The 20,209-nt window shown below is 37.4% G+C and carries 22 protein-coding genes; 14 read left to right on the top strand and 8 right to left on the bottom strand.

Translation table 11 applies throughout. The features are described from left to right. Nucleotides 1-123 precede the first annotated feature (123 nt). Nucleotides 124-1,809 (bottom strand): potassium-transporting ATPase subunit KdpA, encoded by a 1,686-nt coding sequence (kdpA, locus tag VB694_RS16895; RefSeq protein ID WP_323361491.1) that lies wholly within the window; start codon nucleotides 1,807-1,809, stop codon nucleotides 124-126. A 921-nt stretch (nucleotides 1,810-2,730) separates the two neighbouring features. Here kdpA and VB694_RS16890 point away from each other — a divergent pair. Then, nucleotides 2,731-3,840 carry a sensor protein KdpD gene (locus tag VB694_RS16890; protein ID WP_323361490.1) on the top strand — a complete coding sequence of 370 codons (1,110 nt, stop codon included), beginning with the start codon at nucleotides 2,731-2,733 and terminating at the stop codon, nucleotides 3,838-3,840. Nucleotides 3,841-4,079: 239 nt separating this feature from the next. After that, the gene (locus VB694_RS16885; RefSeq protein ID WP_323361489.1) at nucleotides 4,080-4,529 is read left to right on the top strand and encodes a DUF29 domain-containing protein; all 450 of its coding nucleotides are present in this window, start codon (nucleotides 4,080-4,082) and stop codon (nucleotides 4,527-4,529) included. Nucleotides 4,530-4,582: 53 nt separating this feature from the next. On the opposite strand, the gene VB694_RS16880 is transcribed toward VB694_RS16885, so the two are convergent. Continuing rightward, nucleotides 4,583-4,744 (bottom strand): hypothetical protein, encoded by a 162-nt coding sequence (locus tag VB694_RS16880; RefSeq protein WP_323361488.1) that lies wholly within the window; start codon nucleotides 4,742-4,744, stop codon nucleotides 4,583-4,585. 313 nt (nucleotides 4,745-5,057) lie between these two features. On the opposite strand from VB694_RS16880, the gene VB694_RS16875 reads away from it, so the two are divergent. From VB694_RS16875 to VB694_RS16845, 7 genes are all read left to right on the top strand, one after another. Continuing rightward, a complete protein-coding gene (locus tag VB694_RS16875; protein WP_323361487.1) occupies nucleotides 5,058-5,402 on the top strand; it encodes a rubredoxin in 345 nt (114 codons plus the stop codon). A gap of 195 nt (nucleotides 5,403-5,597) precedes the next feature. Next, nucleotides 5,598-6,620, top strand: a complete 1,023-nt coding sequence (locus tag VB694_RS16870; RefSeq protein WP_323361486.1) for a photosynthesis system II assembly factor Ycf48 — start codon at nucleotides 5,598-5,600, stop codon at nucleotides 6,618-6,620. Between the two features lie 119 nt (nucleotides 6,621-6,739). After that, complete coding sequence (gene psbE / locus VB694_RS16865) at nucleotides 6,740-6,988, top strand: cytochrome b559 subunit alpha (RefSeq protein ID WP_323361485.1); 249 nt, start codon at nucleotides 6,740-6,742, stop codon at nucleotides 6,986-6,988. 9 nt (nucleotides 6,989-6,997) lie between these two features. After that, nucleotides 6,998-7,135 (top strand): cytochrome b559 subunit beta, encoded by a 138-nt coding sequence (gene psbF / locus VB694_RS16860; RefSeq protein WP_013190556.1) that lies wholly within the window; start codon nucleotides 6,998-7,000, stop codon nucleotides 7,133-7,135. A 9-nt stretch (nucleotides 7,136-7,144) separates the two neighbouring features. Continuing rightward, on the top strand, nucleotides 7,145-7,264 hold the full coding sequence (locus tag VB694_RS16855) for a photosystem II reaction center protein L (RefSeq protein WP_081462709.1): 120 nt from the start codon (nucleotides 7,145-7,147) through the stop codon (nucleotides 7,262-7,264). A gap of 53 nt (nucleotides 7,265-7,317) precedes the next feature. Next, nucleotides 7,318-7,437, top strand: coding sequence for a photosystem II reaction center protein J (locus VB694_RS16850; protein ID WP_190561572.1), 120 nt, complete (start codon nucleotides 7,318-7,320; stop codon nucleotides 7,435-7,437). A 200-nt stretch (nucleotides 7,438-7,637) separates the two neighbouring features. Beyond that, on the top strand, nucleotides 7,638-8,894 hold the full coding sequence (locus tag VB694_RS16845) for a murein transglycosylase A (protein ID WP_323361484.1): 1,257 nt from the start codon (nucleotides 7,638-7,640) through the stop codon (nucleotides 8,892-8,894). Between the two features lie 49 nt (nucleotides 8,895-8,943). Here VB694_RS16845 and modB read toward each other — a convergent pair whose 3' ends face one another. From modB to VB694_RS16825, 4 genes are all read right to left on the bottom strand, one after another. Further along, complete coding sequence (gene modB / locus VB694_RS16840; protein WP_323361483.1) at nucleotides 8,944-10,752, bottom strand: molybdate ABC transporter permease subunit; 1,809 nt, start codon at nucleotides 10,750-10,752, stop codon at nucleotides 8,944-8,946. Between the two features lie 119 nt (nucleotides 10,753-10,871). Then, nucleotides 10,872-11,015, bottom strand: a complete 144-nt coding sequence (locus VB694_RS16835) for a DUF1778 domain-containing protein (RefSeq protein WP_323361482.1) — start codon at nucleotides 11,013-11,015, stop codon at nucleotides 10,872-10,874. Next, nucleotides 11,012-11,614: a DUF4276 family protein gene (locus VB694_RS16830; protein WP_323361481.1), complete on the bottom strand. Its 603-nt coding sequence runs from the start codon at nucleotides 11,612-11,614 to the stop codon at nucleotides 11,012-11,014. Before VB694_RS16830 ends, VB694_RS16835 begins: the two co-directional genes overlap by 4 nt. Further along, complete coding sequence (locus VB694_RS16825) at nucleotides 11,611-12,762, bottom strand: AAA family ATPase (protein WP_323361480.1); 1,152 nt, start codon at nucleotides 12,760-12,762, stop codon at nucleotides 11,611-11,613. The genes VB694_RS16830 and VB694_RS16825 overlap by 4 nt, the downstream gene beginning before the upstream one ends. 176 nt (nucleotides 12,763-12,938) lie before the next feature. Between VB694_RS16825 and ggt the strand changes: the two genes are divergently transcribed. Then, the gene (gene ggt / locus VB694_RS16820; protein WP_323361479.1) at nucleotides 12,939-14,687 is read left to right on the top strand and encodes a gamma-glutamyltransferase; all 1,749 of its coding nucleotides are present in this window, start codon (nucleotides 12,939-12,941) and stop codon (nucleotides 14,685-14,687) included. Here ggt and VB694_RS16815 read toward each other — a convergent pair. Together VB694_RS16815 and VB694_RS16810 are read right to left on the bottom strand one after the other, a co-directional pair. Next, the gene (locus tag VB694_RS16815) at nucleotides 14,684-14,941 is read right to left on the bottom strand and encodes a hypothetical protein (RefSeq protein WP_323361499.1); all 258 of its coding nucleotides are present in this window, start codon (nucleotides 14,939-14,941) and stop codon (nucleotides 14,684-14,686) included. The two genes, ggt and VB694_RS16815, sit on opposite strands and share 4 nt — an antisense overlap. 355 nt (nucleotides 14,942-15,296) lie before the next feature. Further along, nucleotides 15,297-15,782 carry a hypothetical protein gene (locus tag VB694_RS16810; RefSeq protein WP_323361478.1) on the bottom strand — a complete coding sequence of 162 codons (486 nt, stop codon included), beginning with the start codon at nucleotides 15,780-15,782 and terminating at the stop codon, nucleotides 15,297-15,299. Nucleotides 15,783-15,902: 120 nt separating this feature from the next. Here VB694_RS16810 and VB694_RS16805 point away from each other — a divergent pair, with 120 nt between their 5' ends. From VB694_RS16805 to VB694_RS16790, 4 genes are read left to right on the top strand one after another with little or no spacing between them, the layout of a single operon-like run. Next, nucleotides 15,903-17,654: a DUF389 domain-containing protein gene (locus VB694_RS16805; RefSeq protein ID WP_323361477.1), complete on the top strand. Its 1,752-nt coding sequence runs from the start codon at nucleotides 15,903-15,905 to the stop codon at nucleotides 17,652-17,654. A gap of 26 nt (nucleotides 17,655-17,680) precedes the next feature. After that, nucleotides 17,681-18,577: a YihY/virulence factor BrkB family protein gene (locus tag VB694_RS16800; RefSeq protein ID WP_323361476.1), complete on the top strand. Its 897-nt coding sequence runs from the start codon at nucleotides 17,681-17,683 to the stop codon at nucleotides 18,575-18,577. 39 nt (nucleotides 18,578-18,616) lie between these two features. Further along, complete coding sequence (locus VB694_RS16795) at nucleotides 18,617-19,120, top strand: DUF4112 domain-containing protein (protein WP_323361475.1); 504 nt, start codon at nucleotides 18,617-18,619, stop codon at nucleotides 19,118-19,120. A 44-nt stretch (nucleotides 19,121-19,164) separates the two neighbouring features. Further along, the gene (locus VB694_RS16790; RefSeq protein WP_323361474.1) at nucleotides 19,165-20,100 is read left to right on the top strand and encodes an alpha/beta hydrolase; all 936 of its coding nucleotides are present in this window, start codon (nucleotides 19,165-19,167) and stop codon (nucleotides 20,098-20,100) included. The last annotated feature ends 109 nt before the right edge of the window (nucleotides 20,101-20,209 follow it).

Genomic DNA, 20,209 nt, shown 5'->3' with positions numbered 1-20,209 from the left:
GGGATTAGGAGATTAGGGATTAGGTAAAGAAATTTTTCCTAGTCACCAGTCACCAATCACCAGTCACCAATCACCAGTCCCCAGTCCCCAGTCCCCAGTTTCCAGTCCCCAGTTTCCAGTTTCTTAACTTCCAGAGGCTAGTTTAAAACCTTCAGCGATGGGGCCTAAAGCTAAAACTGGGAAGAAGGTGAGGACTGCTAAAATTATGGTTACACCAGCGGTGACGGTGGTAAATAGTAAAGAATCGGTTTTGAGAGTACCACGAGTTTCGGGGATTTTAGGTTTGCGGGACATACTATCAGCCAAAAGGAGGATAGCGATAATGGGAATATAACGCCCTACTAAAATGCTGAAACTGGCGCTTAAGTTCCACCATAAAGTATTGTCTTTCAAGCCTTCTAAGCCAGAACCATTATTTGCTGCGGCTGAGGCATATTCATAAACTACTTGGGAAATACCATGAAAGCCGGGGTTACTAATTCCTGATAGGGAGATGGGATAAGCTAGAGCGATCGCACTAGGAATCAAAATCATAATCGGGTGAATCATCAGGATGATGCTGGCCAGAAATATTTCCTTTTGTTCAATTTTCCGCCCGAAAATTTCGGGGGTGCGTCCTACCATTAACCCAGTTATGAACACGGTGAGGATGAGATAAATGAATAGGTAAGCTGTTCCTATTCCCTGTCCTCCCCAAACAATTTGCACGAATAAGTTGAATAAAGTGGAAAATATGCCTTGGGGCATGAAGGAATCATTCATTCCATTAACTGCACCGCACATAGTTGCAGTAGTTGTGATTGCCCATAACGCTGTTTCTGCCCAGCCAAACCTTACTTCTTTACCTTCTAAATTTGGTAATTCTGTGTTTAATGCTTGGTTAATGAGGGGATTTCCTTGTAGTTCACCAACTGCTGTCACCCAGATGAGAATGGCAAAAATTATAAATACCATCCAAAACAATAACCAGGTTTGTTTAAGATTGTTGGCAAATACGCCGTAGGTGTAAATTAAAGATGAGGGAATAGCGATCATGGCAATAATTTCTAGTAAATTAGTAGCGCCATTAGGATTTTCAAAGGGATGGGCAGAGTTAGCACCAAAAAAGCCACCACCGTTTTCACCTAACATTTTAATAATTTCAAAGGAAGCAACTGGTCCTCTAGGTATATACTGAGTTCCTCCTTCTAAGGTTTGAACCACTAAAGTTTCTTTTAGTGTTTCTGGTACACCTAAAGCAATGAGTGCGATCGCACCGATAATGGCCAGTGGTAATAATATCCTCGTGATAGCACGGGTAATATCAATATAAAAATTACCTAGTTTTCTACCTGTTAAACCCCTAATAAATGCAATTCCTACGGCTAAACCAGTTGCAGCTGAGGTGAACATTAAAAAACCTAAAGCTGCTGTTTGGCTGAAATAGCTTAGGGTTGTTTCCCCTATATAGTGTTGTTGGTCAGTGTTAGCTATAAAAGAAATAGTAGTATGTAGCACTAAATCCCATGTAGGCATTCCTAAGTCATTGGGGTTCCAAGGTAGAAGTCTCTGAAAGGAAATGAGTGCATACACAGAAATCCCCATAATCAGGTTACTGTATATTACTGCCCGAATATACTGCCAAGCTGTCATTTCCTCTTTTTTACCGACACCCCCCACTATATAGATAATTTTCTCTATGGGGTTGATGATGGCATCAAGCATTGTGCTTTCTCCCAAAAAAACCCGGGCTATGTATTTTCCTAATCTGGGAGTAATAGCTATGACAATACATAGCGTTAACGCAATTTGTAAAAAACCTTGTCCCATATAATTTTTACTCGATTATACTGAAGTTATAGCCAGTCAATTTTGAAAAATAATACCTAACTTACTGTTAATGAACAAATAAATACATTAACTCTGATTGTGGTCTAAATACATGAAAACTGCTGTAAGAATTTCTCAATTTTACGCTTGCTCATTTATTTTGTTAGTTATACCAAATTAAAATGAGGCTGTATAGAATAAGATTTTAGGCAGAACTGACCGCAGATAAACACAGATGAATTAATCGATTTCATTATTTTGTGCAGTTTCACATAAAAAAAATGGTATTAGCATTATCTTTTTATACAATAGACATATAGTGATAATTAAATGTGCGTGGTTTGAAACCCTTGTAGAGACGTTCTATAGAACGTTTCTACATTTATTTTCGGTGAGGTCTAATAGATTCACAAAATTTATACGTGCAAAAATATAAAAAACCATGATAATTTTATTACACTCCTACTGTTGTGTAGTATATGATTACACCTTTTGATATATCTGAAGCCAAGCATAGCTGATGTTAGCAAATGATTATATTCTATATTTTCGAGTTTTGGTAAAAATGATAATTTGTCAAAGGGTATATTGGGAGATTAAATCTATTCGTACACAGGGATTTTGAATAACAATACACTTATGCTTGATTATACGACTTTTGATTTTAAAGTTTGGATTTTACAATTAGGGACTTCCAAATAAAAAAATACTCAACTACCTAACGAAAAAATCTCTCAAACTCTCATTTCTCTGTGTCCTCTGTGCCTCTGTGGTTCGTTTATTTAGGTAATTTATTTCTTGGAAGTCCCTTATTCTGAGTCCTGACTGCTAAATTTTTACATGATGACTAATTAACTGTTTTTGTAAAGCCACAGTAACAGCAGTTTAACAATCATTAACTCCTAATTTATGCAAAATTGTATGGACGTGAACCCTGATAGTTCTTATATCCGCCCTGCGCGACGGGGAAAGCATAAAATATTCATTGGTATGGCTCCTGGTGTGGGGAAAACTTATAAAATGTTGGAGGAAGCACATCAATTTAAACAAGATGGGATTGATGTTGTCATTGGCTTTTTAGAAACTCATGGACGCAAAGAAACAGCACAAAAAGCTCTAGGATTAGAAGTAATTCCTAAAAAAATCATAATTCATAAAAGTATTAACCTGGAAGAAATGGATAGCGAGGCAATTTTAGCCCGTTCTCCTCAACTGGTTTTAGTTGATGAATTAGCTCATACAAATGTACCTGGTTCAATTAGAGAAAAACGCTATCAAGATGTTGAATTAATTTTAGCAGCCGGCATAGATGTTTACTCCACTGTCAATATTCAACATTTGGAAAGTTTAAATGATGTAGTAGCGAGAATTACGGGTGTTGTGGTGCGAGAACGTATTCCAGATCGTCTGCTAGATGAAGCCGATGAGGTAGTTGTTATTGATGTGACACCAGAAACTTTAGAAGAGCGTTTGCGTGAAGGTAAAATCTATGCTGCTGATAAAATTGAGCAATCTTTACAAAACTTTTTTCAGCGGCGTAATTTGATTGCTTTGCGAGAATTAGCATTAAGAGAAGTAGCTGATACTGTTGAGGAAGAAGGAAATACTTCGACTGCTATTGGACAAAGTTGTAATATCCATGAACGAGTTTTAATATGTATATCTACTTATCCAAATTCTATACAATTGTTACGCCGTGGGGCGCGGCTTGCCAGTTATATGAATGCTCCGCTTTATACGGTCTTTATTGCTGATCCGGAAAGGTTTCTCACTAAACAAGAAAGTTTACATATTGATACTTGTGAGAAACTTTGTAGAGAATTTGATGGTGAATTTCTGCACGTCAAAAGTAGCAATGTCGCTCAAACAATTGCTCAGGTTGCTGCTACTCATCACATCACTCAAATAGTGATTGGTGAGAGTCAGCAACCTCGCTGGAAAAGATTTATTAAAGGCTCTTTTACGCAGCGATTAATGGATTTAATTAGAGATAAAAAAATAGATTTACATATTATTGCTACCGAAAAATAATTTTCTGCCTCTAGAACAGGACTACCGCTATCCACTACGTTAATATCCAAATAGCCCATAGCGACGATACCAGTAGCATTAATTCCTGATTCAGCAATGAAAACTGCGGCTGCTCCCTTGGTTCTGTAGGGAATTGTGTCTTCTACTACGCTTGGTTGGCACATTTCCAAGAAATACCTAATATTTCAACATTTCTGATGTTAATATAATATTGGATTTATTGAAGGAGTTACAAATCAATGACTCAAGTAATTGCCAAAAAATCCTTATATGAATCTGATTATTTACATTGGACTCAAGAGACTATAGCTAAATTAAAAGCTAGGGACTTTGACAATGTGGATATTGAGAATTTAATAGAGGAGATTGAGGATTTGGGGCGATCTTATCGAGATGAATTGGAAAGTCGTTTGGATGTATTATTATCACATATTTTGAAGCGGTTATATTTTTCCTTAACAAATGATTATAATGGTTGGGAAAAAACTATTAGAGAACAACGCAAGCAAATTAAACGACGTTTAGCAAAATCACCTAGTCTTAAAAATTATTTGCCGGAAATTTTTGACGAAATTTGGCAAGATGTACTTAAGGAAGTCCGAGAAGATTATCCACAGTATGAGTTTCCTGATTTATGGCAGTTTGATCGTGATATTGACACATTATTAAACAACATTTTCTGGAGTTAAATGTTTTGAAGTAGTTAGCGATCGCACTTCCCAAACCCCCACTACAAGCGATCTCATCTCCTCCCATTCCCAAAAAGGCGATCGCACCTCCTCACATTCTCAAAAAAGCGATCGCACATCCTCCCATTCTCAAAAAAGGCGATCGCACTTCCCCCCATTCCCAAAAAAGCGATCGCACTATCCACAACTAAAGAAAGGCGATCGCTCTTCCACAACTAAAGAAAAGCGATCGCACTCTCTCATTTCTGAAAAAGGCGATACCTTCGGTCAGCTTCGCTATCGCACTTTCCCATAAACCAAAACGCAGGGATCCATAGTAAATCCTTTGATCTGTTTGTTGAAAGCGGAAGGTGCTTCACAGATGGCGGTAATTTTATTTTTGCGGCAAATTTTAGCTTCTTTTTACATAAAATCACCACTCTATACTGAGAGTATTTGATTCCTTTTTGGTTAGTGATATAAAAGCCTAACAATTATGTCATAATTTGTAACGTATCTTTAAGATTTCCTCTCTAGGAGAATCCAGCCATGAGCGAACAAGCTGAAGAAGCTCTTGAAACTCAGGAGTTAGACCGCTATGAGTGTCGCTCCTGCGGTTATGTTTATGAACCTGAGTTGGGAGACAGCAAATATGATATCCCAGCAGGGACGGCTTTTGCAGAGTTACCTATCAATTGGCGTTGTCCAGTTTGTACCGCCAAAAAGGTAGCTTTTGCCAATATTGGACCTGCTGGTACAGCATCTGGTTTCAAAGAAAACTTAGGTTATGGCTTGGGTGTAAATAAACTGACACCAACCCAAAAGAACATCTTAATATTTGGCGCTTTAGCTCTTGGCTTCTTGTTTTTTATCAGTCTTTACGGCTTACAATAAGACCTCTTTGGGGATTGGGGATTGGGGATTGGGGATTGGGGACTGGGGACTGGGGACTGGGGAAAATTAATTAACTCTTACCTCTTGCCTTTTGCCTTTTGCTTTCTTCCACTGTCACCTGTCACCTGTCACCTGTTCCCTGTTCCCTGTCACCTGTTCCCTTAATTCAAATTTAGAAATAACTAAGAAATACTGATGCGTTCAATTGTAAAAAGGTGGCAAGGAATATTTGCTGCGCTCATAGTAGTCCTAGCCTGTATAGGTTGTAGCAAAGTTCCTTCTATCAGCTATAATCCCTGGCAAATAATTAATGTGCCAACAGAAGCGAAACTATTCGACATTGCTTTTACTGATAACCCTAACCACGGTTATTTAGTTGGTAGTAATGCTACTCTGTTGGAAACCAATGATGGTGGTAATACTTGGCAACCTCTCAACTTGGCTGTTGAAGATCCAAAATCTCGATTTGACTCTGTAAGTTTTGCAGGTCAAGAAGGTTGGATAGTTGGAGAACCTTCTTTGTTGCTACATACGACTGATGAAGGTAAATCTTGGTCTAGTTTGCCCTTGAATGAAAAGCTACCTGGTAGCCCAATTATGATCACAGCATTGGGTGAAAACACAGCAGAAATGGTTACTGATGTGGGAGCAATCTATAAAACTACCGATGGTGGTAAAAACTGGAAGGCACAAGTAGAAGCGGCCGTTGGTGTGGTGCGTAACTTAGAGCGATCGCCCGATGGTAAGTATATTGCGGTTTCTGCTAAAGGTAGCTTTTACTCAGTTTGGGAACCAGGACAAAATGCTTGGGAACCCCATAACCGTAATAGTTCCCGTCGTTTAGAAAATATGGGTTTTGCTGACAAAGGCCAGTTGTGGTTGTTAGCACGGGGTGGTCAAGTTCAATTTAATGATCCAGCTAAACCAGATGAGTGGTTAGAGGTAGAATATCCAGAGTTGGCTACTAGCTGGGGTTTACTAGATTTGGCCTATCGCACACCGGATGAAATCTGGATTGGTGGTGGTAGTGGTAATTTGTTACGCAGTGCTGACGGTGGTCAAACCTGGGAAAAAGACCGTGAGGTAGAAGGGGTAGCAGCTAACTTATACAAGATTGTATTTTTTAGCCCCGATCAAGGTTTTATTATCGGCGATCGCGGTATTTTGCTCAAATATAACCCCCAAGCACAACCATCTTCCCCAGATGTAGCTACTTAGTTACACATTGGGTTAAGAGATGATAACCTTTTCTGAGAAGAACGTTGCAACTTGTAACTCTTTCTAAACTTTGTAGGATAATAAACTCAATAATAGTTTTTGCAAAGGTAGTTATCTAAATGTCAGGTACCACTGGAGAGCGTCCATTTTCGGACATTGTTACCAGTATTCGTTACTGGGTAATTCACAGCATCACCATTCCCGCTTTATTTGTGGCTGGTTGGTTATTTGTCAGCACCGGACTGGCTTATGACGTGTTCGGTACACCCCGTCCTAATGAATATTTCACTCAGGTACGGCAAGAAGTGCCAATCGTCAGCAACCGTTATGAAGCTAAAAAGCAAGTAGAAACATTTATCGGAAAGTAGTTTGAAATCATGGCAAGCGGCAATAACATCAATCAACCAGTTACCTATCCAATTTTTACCGTCAGATGGCTTGCAGTTCACACTTTAGGTGTGCCAACTGTCTTCTTTTTAGGCGCGATCGCCGCAATGCAGTTTATTCAACGCTAGGAGTAAGTAATGGAAAGATCACCGAATCCTAATCAACAACCGGTTGAATTAAACCGTACTTCTTTGTACCTGGGACTACTATTGATTTTTGTTCTAGGTATTCTATTCTCCAGTTACTTCTTTAACTAACTGGAACCTCATCGTTCAATTCTGTTGATTTGTTTGTAAGCGAGGAGAAAACTGTGTCTGGAAGTGGGAGAATTCCCCTGTGGGTTGTCGCTACAATCGCAGGTTTAGGTGTAATTACTGTTGTAGGCATTTTCTTTTATGGAGCCTACGCAGGAGTCGGTTCTTCATTGTAATCATAAGCTGATCCGAATTTTCGTTTAAAAACCAAGATTCAAAAACCGCCTTTCCTTTGGGATGGGCGGTTGATTTTTAATTGCTACAGTAGGTAATGGGGATTGGGGACTGGGGACTGGGGACTGGGGATTGGGGACTGGGGACTGGGGACTGGGAAAAGGTTTTTAATTACCAATGAATTTACAAATAGATGAATTGTATGAAAAAGATATTCAACACTACAATTAGCTTACCGTTTTTTTTCACGATTTTTTTCCTGGAAATGCCAGCGATAAAAAATAAAGATAGCATTTCTCCAGAATGTCAAATAACCAAGTGGGATTTACCAGTTGCTTTGAAAACTGAAACCCCTAAAAATTTACCTGTACTTGTACAAAGATTACCAGTTGGTTGTTGTGAAAGTGATGCTTCTTGTTTAGACAACAGAATTTATGGTAATGAACAGGAGAAAATAGCAGATAAAAAAGCGTTAATCAAATCTATTGATCAGAGTTTAAAATATTTAAAAACAGGTCGTGCTACGGCTGCTTATCAAAGGTATAAAATCCCTGGAATTACCAAAGATAGAGTTTATCGTAGTTTGCAAAGATTCCGGCAATTACTATTATCAACTAATTCTGCTTTAGAATTACAAGCCGCTATTGAAAAAGAGTTTATTTATTATCAATCTATCGGTAAAGATAGTCAAGGTACAGTTTTATTTACTGCCTATTATGAACCATTATATTTAGCTAGTCGAAAACCAACCAAAGAATTTAAATATCCTGTTTATCGCTTACCTCCCAATTTACGATCTTGGTCTAGGCCTCATCCTACAAGATTAGAATTAGAAGGTGCAGATGGTTTACAAGGTGCAAAAGGTAAATTAAGAGGTTTAGAGTTATTTTGGTTTCGAGATAGATTTGAACCTTATATTGTTCAAATTCAAGGTTCTGGACGGTTAAAATTAACAGATGGAACAATTACAACTATAGGATATGCCGGCAATACAGCTTATAATTATAAAAGTTTAGGTCGGACATTAGTAGAGGCGGGAAAATTACCAGAAAATGGCGTAACCATGCCGACAATTTTTGAGTATTTCCAAAAATATCCCCAAGATTTAAATGTTTATCTTCCTCGTAATAATAGCTTTGTCTTTTTTAGAGAAACCTATGGTAGAACAGCACAGGGTTCTGTTGGTGTACCTCTGACTCCAGAACGTTCTATAGCTACTGATAAATCTTTAATGCCTCCTGGTGCTTTAGCTTTAATTCGCGCACCTTTTCCTTTTGTTAATAAAAAAGGTGAATTAGAAAATCGTACAGTTAGCCGTTTTGTTTTAGATCAAGATACAGGTGGTGCTATTAAAGGCGCTGGTAGGGTAGATTATTATTTAGGAACAGGAGATGTAGCTGGCGATCGCGCAGGTGTGACAGTCAGCGATGGACAGTTATTTTATTTGTTGTTGAAATGATCATCAAGATCCCCGACTTCTTGGAGAAGTCGGGGATCTGAAAATTAACTTATTCCATCAACATCAACCGCACAGGATCTAAATGCACATACCAAGGAAAAGGTTTGTCTTTAATTGTCACCCATTTTTCCTTATAAACTTCTGCTTGCAAGTGATATTCATGATGATTATTAGCAGGAGAATGTAATTTTAGAAATAAGGTCATGCGGTGCGGTGTTTCACTGGTTCTAACTAACCAACAGGGAAAAGTATTTTCTTGATTTGGGTCATTTTTGAAAACAATTTGATGAGCGCGAATACCAATATGAGATAATTTATTAGGAATGGATTCTACAACTTCCAAAGTACAACCCCAATCAATTGCTTCTACTGTTTGGGATGATATAAAAGCAGCATGAGAAAAGTTTTTACATCCAGTGATTTTGGCAACATTCATAGTAGCAGGATGTTTAAAAATCTCATATTTAGAACCATGATGGGCTTCTTTCCCATCTTCTAATACTAATAAATTGGGACAAAGCCGATAAGCTTCTTCCATATTATGAGTAACAAATAAAGTCACACCAGAATATTCAGCTAAAGTCTCTGTCATTTGTTGTTCTAACTGACTTCGCAAGTGTGTATCAAGGGCAGAAAATGGCTCATCTAAAAGTAACGCTTCTGGTTGACTTGCTAAAGCCCTGGCTAAAGCTACCCGTTGTTGTTGTCCTCCCGAAAGTTGGTGAGGATAGCGATTTCCTAAACCCTCTAAGTGCATGGCTATTAATTGTTTTTCTATCTCTAATTTGATATTTCCATTTGATAATTCTTTGGGTAAACCAAAAGCGATATTTTGCGCGACAGTTAGATGGGGGAATAAAGCATAATTCTGAAATAAAAACCCTATTTTTCGCTGACGAATAGGAACATTAATTCCTTTTTCTGAGTCAAATAAAACTCTATTATTTAATACTATTCTTCCTTTGGTTGGTGTTTCTATACCTGCCAAACAACGAAGAATCATACTTTTACCTGCACCAGAACTTCCCAATAATCCTAAAGGTTGATTATCCGTATTCAAGGCAACTTGAAGATGAAAGCTGGCTAGTTTTTTTTCAATATCTAAAAATAGACTGGATCTAGATAAATTAGAAGGTAAATCACAGGATTGATTTTCTGATACGATCTGTTTATTTTCTGTTCTATCTGTCCGTCGAATTATATGATTTTTTTCTTGCCATAAGTTAGTTAAAATTATTCCTGTTAAAGAAATTGATACGATAATAATTGCCCAAAACCAAGCTTCTTTCATATCCCCAGCTTCCACAGCAAAATATATCGCCATCGGGATATTCTGCGTTTGTCCAGGAATGTTACCAGCTAACATCAAAGTTGCACCAAACTCACCTAAAGCACGAGCAAAAGCTAAAGTTGCACCTGCTAAAATACCAGGAAAAGCTAAAGGTAAACTAACTCGCCAAAATATTGTAAATTCCTTAGCGCCTAAAGTTCTGGCAACTCGCAATAAATTAGCATCAATTTGTTCAAAAGCTCCCAATGCAGTCTTATACATTAATGGGAAAGAAACCACAGTTGCAGCTATAGCTGCACCATACCAAGTAAATACTATAGTTAGGTTAAAAGGTTCCATTAGTTTACCAACAGGACCATTTTTACCAAAAAATAGCAATAACAAAAAACCCACAACTGTAGGGGGTAAAATCAACGGTGCAACAAATATTCCTTCAATTATAGATTTCCCTTTACCCCGATATCCCAACATCCAATAAGCAGCAGCGATACCTAAAAAGAAGGTGATGAACGTCGCTAAAAATGAGGTTTTCAGCGATATCCAAAGGGGTGATAAGTCCTGTGGCATAGTTTGTATATTTCCAACTTAGTTGGTATTATATCAGGGAATAGGGGAAAATTCAAAAGTCCGCAAGGAAATTAATGTTACTTGCGGGTATGGTAGCTAACAGATAAACAATTGATAAATTACTGTTTCAGTGATTTGAGTACATATTTCTTATATCGTTTAGCAGCATTCCTTAATTTTAAACTGGGTGGAGGTGGTTTAAGTAATGCTGCAATAAAAACCTTTTGGTCTTCTTTACTTAATATCATAATTTCCTGATTCATGGAATTAAATCTCCCTTACATAATTCAAGAATAGTATTTATAAACGCTTTTAATTCAGAACATTGATTCACAGAAACTATCAAATCTTGATCTTTCAAAATTCTCGCACCATCACGGATTTTACTATAACTGCGTTGACATTTACCTGTTTCAAATACTTCTTTAATTCTATAAGATGGTGGATTTCCATGATTCACTTTTTCCGGTAAACCTCCTGGTGCTGACTTGTTAGATTTTGCTAATTTCTGAATTGTTGACCAATAAGGTAATAACCAAGCTTCAAAATCATGCTGTGCTACATGAGGATAAAAATTAGGATTATTTCCTACCCAATTTTTCATTTTGGCTTTAGCATCTGCCCCATCTTGAAAATCATTAGTTCCTGTATAAACATCAGTCAAAGCAATTACCGCATCATAATCATCTTGATTTAGTAAATTTTCAACGACCCTTTTAAGTTTTTCTCCTTTAGGAATACGACCTTTCTGAGGAATAAACTTAAGTTTGGGCATTTGTGGTAAACGCAATTTGAGAAAATCCGATAAAATTTGCTTAAAAGCTTTTTCTGTTTCACCTTCAACTAAAATAGCTATTTTCATGGACGACCACCTATTAAATTCATCGCCCAAAGTTGATCTAAACTATAATCTTCTAACCAATGTTCTAATTTAAAAGTATCACCCCATGTCATAGTAGTTAAACCATCTTCTGCATCACAAACTAAAACTTCTTTAGGTTCTAAAAATCCTATTAATCTATCTGAATGAGTGGCAACAATTAATTGAGTTCTTTGTGAAGCTTCTCGCATTAAATGAGCTAGTAGTTGCAATAATTCTGGGTGTAAACTAACTTCTGGTTCATCAATAAGAGTGACGGCAGTTAAATCTGGACTTTGTAACAATGTCACTAACCAAATAAACCGCAAAGTGCCTTCAGAAAGTTGGTGCATATACAAAGGACGGGAAAAATTTTTATCTTTCCAAGTCATTGTGATAGTTCCTGCTGCTACAGGAGGAAAACTCAATCTTTCAAAATCTGGAAATGCAGCAGCAAGGGTATCTTCAATAATTTCAAATCGTTCTGAGTCAGTTTCTCGTAAATAATAAAGACAGGAAACTAAATCTTCACCATTCGCACCTGGTAAGCTTGCAGGACGCATTGACTGTGGTAAACGCACGGGACTTTTAGGAGCAACATTCAATGCACCGTAAAATGTGCATGATGCTAATCTTTTACGTAGATTCTCAGGCTCTTGATACATTTTTGGCACTTGAGCAAGAGAAGTTTCCAGGGGATTATGATCCCAATTTGGACGTAATAATTTTTCATCCTCAAAATTGAAATACTTCACATCCAATCCAAGTGAATCAATGTGCTTGAATGGTTCTAAAACTAAGGGATTATTTTCAGTTAGTGTTTCTCGCGCAATTTCATACGTGAAACCTTTTAGTGCAACTTCCAGTTGGTAATCAAGTGGTGCATACCCAGGTACGCTCATGGATAAAGAAATGGTTATACTATTAGCTTTATCGCGGGTAATAATATCAGGTAATCCACCTAATTCTGAAATTTTGTTTGCTAATTGAGCATTTGCTGATGCTGCTAAAAGGGAGAAAATTTCTAATAGAGAAGTTTTACCTACACCATTAGCACCAATCATGACTGTCAGAGGACGATCTCGCATATCTATTTGTACATTAAATAAGCGACGGTATCCTTCAATAGTTATACGTTCAAATGAGTTCATAATCTAACTCTTGCCAATAGCCATAAATCAATACTATTTTAGCATTTGACTGGTTTTTGTACTTTTTCCATGTAATAATTACATCATATTTAAAACATCTCTGTTCAAAATAATGCTGAATTTTTAATAAATATTGGCAAATTTATGTTTTTGTCACTACTTAATCTACCGTAAAAATGCCCACCATCACCAAAATCAAAAACCTCATTATCTCCTTCATCTCCCTGACTGCTATCCTCACCACCCAAGCAGTATCAGCCACCATTAGCGTACCTTTAAAAAGCAAAAACGGAATGGTGACATCCGCCAACCCCTTAGCCAGTGAAGCCGGACTTTCAATATTAAAAAAAGGCGGAAATGCGGTAGATGCAGCAGTGGCTACAACCTTTGCTATTTCCGTAGTTGAACCTTTTTCCGCAGGTATTGGTGGCGGTGGTTTCTTATTATTTCATTCTCAAAAAACAGGCGAAATTAAAACTTTAGATTTTCGGGAACGCGCACCCATAAAAGCAACCAGAAATATGTATTTAGATGCTAATGGTAAAGTTATTCCCGGTGCAAGTACAAACGGTTATTTAGCAGTAGCAACACCGGGAACGGTAGCGGGTATGTATGAAGTACATCGTCGTTATGGTAAGTTACCTTGGCAGGAAGTTGTTAAACCCTCAATTGCACTTGCTAAAAATGGTTTTATCATCAGTGATAGAATCTCTTGGCGTTCTCTTGCCCGTTTTCAAGACCGTAAACCTAAAATTCTCAACAACCCAGCAGCTAGTAAAATCTTCACTCGCAACGGTGAATATTATCAACCCGGTGAAAGATTAATTCAAACTGATTTAGCTAAAACGTTAACAGCTATTTCTGAAAATCCTCAAAGTTTTTACACCGGAAAAATTGCTCAAACTATCGCTGCTGATATGGCGAAAAATGGCGGTTTAATTACTTTGGAAGATTTAAAATCATATAAACCAATTTGGCGCACTCCCGTTTGTGGCAACTTCCGAAAAGCTAGAGTTTGTTCTATGCCACCTCCATCATCAGGTGGTGTACATCTATTACAAATGTTAAATATTATTGGTGACACAGACTTAAAATCATTAGGATGGAATCACCCCGACGCGATCCATTTAATGGTAGAATCTATGAAAATTGCCTATAGCGATCGCTCACAATATTTAGGTGATCCTGATTTTATTAAAGTTCCCGTTTCCGAACTAATTAGCAAAAATTACGCCCAAAAACGTCGCCAACAAATTAACATGAAAAAGGCGACACCATCCACAGAAATAAAACCAGGACTGAAAACAACAAAAATTCCTGAAAAAACAGAAACCAGTCATTTAAACGTAGTTGACGCAGACAGAAACGCCATCAGTTTAACCTTCACCATCAACTTAGGTTTTGGTGCAGGAATAGTCACACCAGGAACAGGGATAGTTTTAAACAACGAAATGGATGATTTCGCAGCAGCACCAGGAGTAGCAAACGCCTTTGGTTTAATTGGTAACGAAGCCAACAGCATCGCCCCTCGGAAAACACCACTTTCCAGTATGACACCCACCATCGTCACCGAAAACAACCGCCTACGTTTAGCTGTAGGTGCGCCTGGAGGTAGCACCATCATCACCCAAGTATTGCAAGTTATCTTGAATGTTTTGGAATACAAAATGGATGTTGGTGCAGCCGTATCTGTCCCACGCATACATCACCAGTGGCTACCCGATGAGTTGCGTGTCGAGTCTTGGGGTTTAGATGCGTTAACTTTGCAAGACTTACGCCGACGGGGACAGAAAATCAGAGAAACCGCACCTTGGGGTAATGCAAATGCGATAGCTACGCTCACCGAAGGTATCGCTGTTACAGAAAATGATACCTTAGAAGGAGCAGCAGATCCCCGTGGTGAAGGTTTACCCAAAGGTTATTAATTTTGCACTGTTGACTCTGCAAAGTTACTGCTAAACTCATTTGCCCTTGCGCTAGGAACTAAACTCCAGCCAGCTTTTAACAGTTTTTGATAAGTTGCCCAACCCTTAGAACCACCTGGTATTTGATAATCTGGAACTGAAAATTGAGGAAACGCCGTATAAGGCCGCCAAGGTTGACCAGGCGAAATCTGCAAATGCAGGATTTTCTCTCCATCGCCGCTAGATTTAGATAACCAGCACATTTGTCGAATCATGGCAAACTCCTTTGCGTTTAGCTTAGGTTGCATAATGACAGGATTTTGTTAATACCTGCCTCAATCTTGTGAGAGAAATTATGAGCCTAAAAGATTAGACTAGCGAAATTTGATATTATTAAACTCAGGTAAATTTCTGAAGAAGATAGACTCCTATATGCGGTGTTTCGCAAGATAAGAAGATAAACACAGAACACAAAAAGTTGTTCTTAAAATGCTTTCTTCCAGTACCAGATTTTTTTAATGTTAACTATCGTTTTCCCGATTGTATGTAGCAATAACTACGATTTTTAGAAATTTTTAGAAAAATTCATCAAAAAACCTCTTAGTTTTTCTATTTAAAAACCTACACCTGTCAGCCCTCCACTTCACGAGTTTCCTCTCCTTTCTTTGTTTCCCCTGCTGCTCGCGCCTTTGCCAAACTATCAATAGTATCACCTAAAGCTGTGGTTAGGTTATTGCGAGTCTGGGCGTGATTTTCTTGTTCTGTTTTCAAAGCGTGAATTAAACGATCTCGTTCTTGAGTAACGGCCATAACTTTAGCTTTGAACTCCTCCACAGATTTTAAGTCTGCCAATTCTGGGTCAATATTCGTTGTAGTAGTTTCAGTAATGTTTTCAGCGTTTATACCTTGTAATTTCCGAAGTTCAGCTTTTATAGATGCAATCGCCTGTTGATATATCTTGGCATCTGCACGACGTTGTTCTGACTCAGTGTTATATAATTGTCGCCATTTTTGTGAACTTTCCCAAGCCTCATCACGTTTTTGTTGCAATTCGGTTATCTGCTGTTTCAGGGCTTGAATTTCGCCTAACCACTGTTGTGTTAAATCTTGACTCATAGCAGGTTTTTGTATTATTTGGAATGAAACTTTTTAATAAAACGAATAGAGTAGTAGACTAGAAACAAAATTAACGTTGTTTATTGCCACCGATGACAGAATTTTATCAGCACTTAAATTATGTTTAGAGATAAGTTTGCAAACAACTTGGGAATTAGTCAAGCCCGTAAAGAACTAGTATACCTGGATATATGCAGATCCGTAACCCTTGAGGATGTCAGTTATTGGATTCAGGTGTTGTTTGCAGCTGGTATTGCTACCCTGGGATTAGTGTTGAACAGTCCAGCCGTAATCATTGGAGCAATGTTAATTTCTCCATTAATGGGGGGTATTTTAGCCAATGGACTAGCATTAGCAGCAGGTGATGTCATCTTAGCTATGCGGGCGCTGTTCAATCTGGTCATAAGTTGCATAGTAGCCATTTCTTTTGCAGTGCTACTTGTATCTTTACTACCATTTAAAGAAATGACTAGCGAAATTGCTGCCAGAATTCGTCCCAATATTTTAGATTTGGTAGTTGCTTTATTTTCTGGTGCAGTGGGTTCAGTGGCAATTTGTAAAGAACCAAGAGGGGTTGCAACTTCTATTCCTGGTGTGGCTATTGCCGTGGCCTTAATGCCGCCCTTGTGTGTAGTTGGCTATGGTATTGGTATAGCCATCACTCTAGATTCTGTTAAAGGTTTGCAGGTAGCTAGCGGTGGTGGATTACTGTTTTTTACCAACTTAGTGGCGATTACTTTTACAGCTATGCTGGTTTTTTTGGGGCTACATATTGATAATGATGAGGTGCGAATAAAAGTTAAGGAATGGCGTACAACTGACAAAGAAAGTTTGTGGATGCAGCATATTTTAGAACAATTACCTGCATACAATCAAATCAAAAAAATTGGAGGTCTGCCAGGAAGATTTTTATTAATTTTTAGTACCATTGGCTTAATTAGTTTTCCTCTCAATCAATCTCTCAATCAACTCCGGCGAGAAATTACTTTGCAACAACAAGAAAATCAGATTCGTGGATCAGCAACAGAAATATGGCAGAAGAAATTTGCCAATTTTATAAATGGTGAACCACGTTCTTATATTAGTAATATTTCCACTTTACAGCAAAATAATAAATTGATAATTCAACTTCAGGTATTTAGTAGTAAAGAATATACAACAGAAGAACAAAATAATTATATTCAACTGTTAGCAGAACGTTTAAATAAACCATCAGAATTGTTAGGATTAAAGCTGATTGAAATTCCTACTGCATCAAATGAACTTTTACGGCAAGTAGCTGAAGAAAAGCCGACTGAACCAGTTATTACTATTGCTCAGTTACAAGCAAGTTTTATGCAAGAGGTTGAATCTGCTTTACGTGATATTCAACTGCCTGATCCAGCACAATTGATTGATTACCAGTTAATTACTAGCTCCCTTGAACCGTTAAGCATTCAGTTAGTATATCTGAGTGAACGCGATATTGATAGAGATGCCCAAATTCTCATGGCAGATAATATTAGAAATAAACTTGATTATCAGTCTGCTAAAGTGAAAATGCAGAGAATAGCTACTTCTTTAGGAACTATACTTTTTGAAAAAAATCAAGCCTTATTAACACCAGCTAATACCAAATTTTTAGATCGTGCTGGACAAATTTTGCAGCAAACACCTAATTTAAATCTAGAAGTTACAGTTAACCAAGAACTCACAGAACCACAAGATATTATTGAGAAGCGATCGCAAGTCATCACAGAATACCTACAATCAAAATGGCAAATTAAAAATGATAGAATAAATACCCAATTAGGAACAGAAACTAAATCAAGTATGAAATTTAAACTTACAGTCCAATCACAGAATAAGTTACCATTAGAAACTCTGCCATAACTTCGCTAAATCAATATGTTGAAGATATGTTTAATTACCATTTTATAAGGTTTTTTCGCTACCTTAATTGGCGTACACTCAAGAAAACTTTTGCCAGAACTGTAGAAAGGAGACTTTTAGGACTGGCTTCAGAAATTGCTTTTAATGCTATGTTATCGCTATTTCCGGCAGTTTTAGCAGTGTTGACAGCTATCGGTTTATTTGCAGAATCTTTGCGAAACACCTTTATTCAATTAACAGTACAACTGAGTCATATTGTACCTCAAGAAGCCTGGACTTTAATTAGTGAATTTGCTACAAAAGAAATTGCCAACTCTAAAAATTCTGGGTTATTTTCTTTTAGTTTTGCGATCGCTATTTGGACAGCTTCTGGTGCAGTCAGTACCGCTATGACTGCCTTTGATCAAATCGAACAAGTTCCCCCAGAAAATACACGCCCTTTTTGGAAAGCCAAACTCATTTCTCTTGGTTTAACTTTTGGGACTATTTTACTTTTAATGCTGGCTTCTTTTTTAGTATTTATTAGTGATTTACTTTTGGGTATGCTAGTACGTGGTAATGCTTATTTAGGATTTTTATTACCTCTTTGGCAATTGCTACTTTGGCCTTTAGCTTTGGTTATTGTTGCTGCTACATTTAGCCTAGTTTATCGTTATGGTCCTAGCGTGTGGAAACCTGATACACCATTGATACCTGGGGCAATTTTAGCCGCTATATTTTGGGCGCTAGTTTCCGCCTTATTTCGCCTTTATGTTACCAACTTTGGAAATTATAATAAAGTTTATGGCACAGTAGGAACTTTCATAGTATTAATGTTGTGGTTATGGATAAGTGCCTTTGTTCTCCTTGTTGGCAACCAGTTAAATGTAATTGTTGGTGAATCTATTCAATTAAAAATCGGGAAAAGGCTACAAGGGAACTAAATAACGCAATTACCAATTACCAATTACCAATTACCAAAAATGTCTAATTCTCATCATGAAATTTCTATTGAAGCTGATGGCTATTCAGCAACATTAAAACGTATACGTCAAATTAGTAAAGTTTTAGATAATGCTATTACCATTCCTGGAACTCAAGTTGGTATTGGTTTAGATCCAATTATCGGATTAATACCTGTTGGTGGTGATGTTTTGGGATTGATATTTTCTACCTACATTATCATTGAATCAGCGCGGCTTGGTGTGTCGAGAGCAACTTTGGGCAGAATGATTGTAAATATCATTATTGATGCCTTAGTAGGCGCTATCCCGATGTTGGGAGACTTGTTCGATTTTGCCTGGAGAGCAAATAATTATAACCTCAATTTATTGGAAGATTATTTAAAATCTCCAGGTGAAAAAAAGAAAGCGGATCAAGGATTTATCATTGCTCTTTTCGTTGGCTTATTTCTACTTGCCATTGTTTTAGTCGCATTACCTGTAATTATCATAAAAATGTTGTTAACCGCTTTAATTAATGGTTAAATGGACATTTAATTATTAGATATACATTACATTTACCAAAAAAGATGAAAGATTGGTGGCAAGTTAACTTTCCCAAAGGGCAGCAAAATCTAATTATTACTGATGCCAATGGATATCCAGTAAAAATCGCTTATGGCGAAAAAGGTACAGGTAGACCGCTAATTTTATTACATGGTTTGGGTAGTTGGAGTTATAATTGGCGACATTGTATAAACCCTTTATCTCAATATTTTCGGGTAATTTGTTTTGATGCTAAAGGTTATGGTTTTTCAGAAAAACCTTTATCACGTCGAGAAGAAAATGGTCATCAAGTAATTGAGTTAGAAAGAATTATTGCAGCTTTATGTGATGAACCACCTGTGATTGTTGCCGAGTCTTTAGGTGCATTAGTTTCTTTAGCATTAGCTGGAGAAAATCCTCAATTAATTGGGCGTTTAGTAGTCATGAATGCGCCTATTTTTGCTCAAACATTACCTCATTGGGTGATGGGATTACTGGCACAAACACCATTAGAAGTTATCCATACAATTGATTTTTTACGTCTGGCTTATGTGTTTGCGCCTATAGTTAGAGAAGTTATGGCTATAGAAAGACGGAGAGTATTATTTGATCCTTCTATTCTCACCCAAGAAGATATCTATTGGCTAACTTACCCGTTTATTGAAATTCCAGGAACTTTGGTGAAAGTTGCAGAAGAGTTACAAATAGCAGCACGAGAGATTGAGAATTTGCAAGCGAAACAGCCAAATATGTTAAATAAAATTCAAAATAATCTTAGTGCTATTGAATGTCCTACTCTAATTTTATGGGGTGATCAAGATAGTTGGTTTCCTGTTAGTCACGGTGAGAAATTACATCATCATATCCCTAATTCTCGTTTTCAAATTCTGGAAAATTGTTATCATGACGCATCCACAGGTGCTTCTGCTGTGGTGAATGCTGCCATTTTAGAGTTTTTAAAAAATACTAATTTTTTTTAATTTAAGAATTAGTTATTAATATCAAGTTTAGCTTTTTCCAATGATCAATTATAGGAATCTGATTTGATTGCTCCTAGCTTGTATGGTGTAGCCCTAATTACTTGCGTAT

This window comes from Anabaena sp. UHCC 0451, from assembly GCF_034931405.1.
GTDB lineage: Bacteria > Cyanobacteriota > Cyanobacteriia > Cyanobacteriales > Nostocaceae > RDYJ01.
The sequence above is the reverse complement of the archived record's forward strand: the minus strand, read 5'-3'. Positions and strand labels throughout refer to the sequence as shown.

Excerpts from the sequence above, each read along its gene's own strand:
- VB694_RS16855 (WP_081462709.1), top strand. The coding sequence starts at position 7,145 with ATGGAAAGATCACCGAATCCTAATCAACAACCGGTTGAATTAAACCGT.
- VB694_RS16795 (WP_323361475.1), top strand. The coding sequence starts at position 18,617 with ATGTCTAATTCTCATCATGAAATTTCTATTGAAGCTGATGGCTATTCA.
- VB694_RS16890 (WP_323361490.1), top strand. The coding sequence starts at position 2,731 with ATGGACGTGAACCCTGATAGTTCTTATATCCGCCCTGCGCGACGGGGA.
- VB694_RS16830 (WP_323361481.1), bottom strand. The coding sequence starts at position 11,614 with ATGAAAATAGCTATTTTAGTTGAAGGTGAAACAGAAAAAGCTTTTAAG.
- modB (WP_323361483.1), bottom strand. The coding sequence starts at position 10,752 with ATGCCACAGGACTTATCACCCCTTTGGATATCGCTGAAAACCTCATTT.
- VB694_RS16800 (WP_323361476.1), top strand. The coding sequence starts at position 17,681 with ATGTTTAATTACCATTTTATAAGGTTTTTTCGCTACCTTAATTGGCGT.
- kdpA (WP_323361491.1), bottom strand. The coding sequence starts at position 1,809 with ATGGGACAAGGTTTTTTACAAATTGCGTTAACGCTATGTATTGTCATA.
- psbF (WP_013190556.1), top strand. The coding sequence starts at position 6,998 with ATGGCAAGCGGCAATAACATCAATCAACCAGTTACCTATCCAATTTTT.
- VB694_RS16835 (WP_323361482.1), bottom strand. The coding sequence starts at position 11,015 with ATGAATCAGGAAATTATGATATTAAGTAAAGAAGACCAAAAGGTTTTT.
- ggt (WP_323361479.1), top strand. The coding sequence starts at position 12,939 with ATGCCCACCATCACCAAAATCAAAAACCTCATTATCTCCTTCATCTCC.
- VB694_RS16845 (WP_323361484.1), top strand. The coding sequence starts at position 7,638 with ATGAAAAAGATATTCAACACTACAATTAGCTTACCGTTTTTTTTCACG.
- VB694_RS16885 (WP_323361489.1), top strand. The coding sequence starts at position 4,080 with ATGACTCAAGTAATTGCCAAAAAATCCTTATATGAATCTGATTATTTA.
- VB694_RS16870 (WP_323361486.1), top strand. The coding sequence starts at position 5,598 with ATGCGTTCAATTGTAAAAAGGTGGCAAGGAATATTTGCTGCGCTCATA.
- VB694_RS16875 (WP_323361487.1), top strand. The coding sequence starts at position 5,058 with ATGAGCGAACAAGCTGAAGAAGCTCTTGAAACTCAGGAGTTAGACCGC.
- VB694_RS16805 (WP_323361477.1), top strand. The coding sequence starts at position 15,903 with ATGTTTAGAGATAAGTTTGCAAACAACTTGGGAATTAGTCAAGCCCGT.
- psbE (WP_323361485.1), top strand. The coding sequence starts at position 6,740 with ATGTCAGGTACCACTGGAGAGCGTCCATTTTCGGACATTGTTACCAGT.
- VB694_RS16825 (WP_323361480.1), bottom strand. The coding sequence starts at position 12,762 with ATGAACTCATTTGAACGTATAACTATTGAAGGATACCGTCGCTTATTT.
- VB694_RS16810 (WP_323361478.1), bottom strand. The coding sequence starts at position 15,782 with ATGAGTCAAGATTTAACACAACAGTGGTTAGGCGAAATTCAAGCCCTG.
- VB694_RS16790 (WP_323361474.1), top strand. The coding sequence starts at position 19,165 with ATGAAAGATTGGTGGCAAGTTAACTTTCCCAAAGGGCAGCAAAATCTA.
- VB694_RS16815 (WP_323361499.1), bottom strand. The coding sequence starts at position 14,941 with ATGATTCGACAAATGTGCTGGTTATCTAAATCTAGCGGCGATGGAGAG.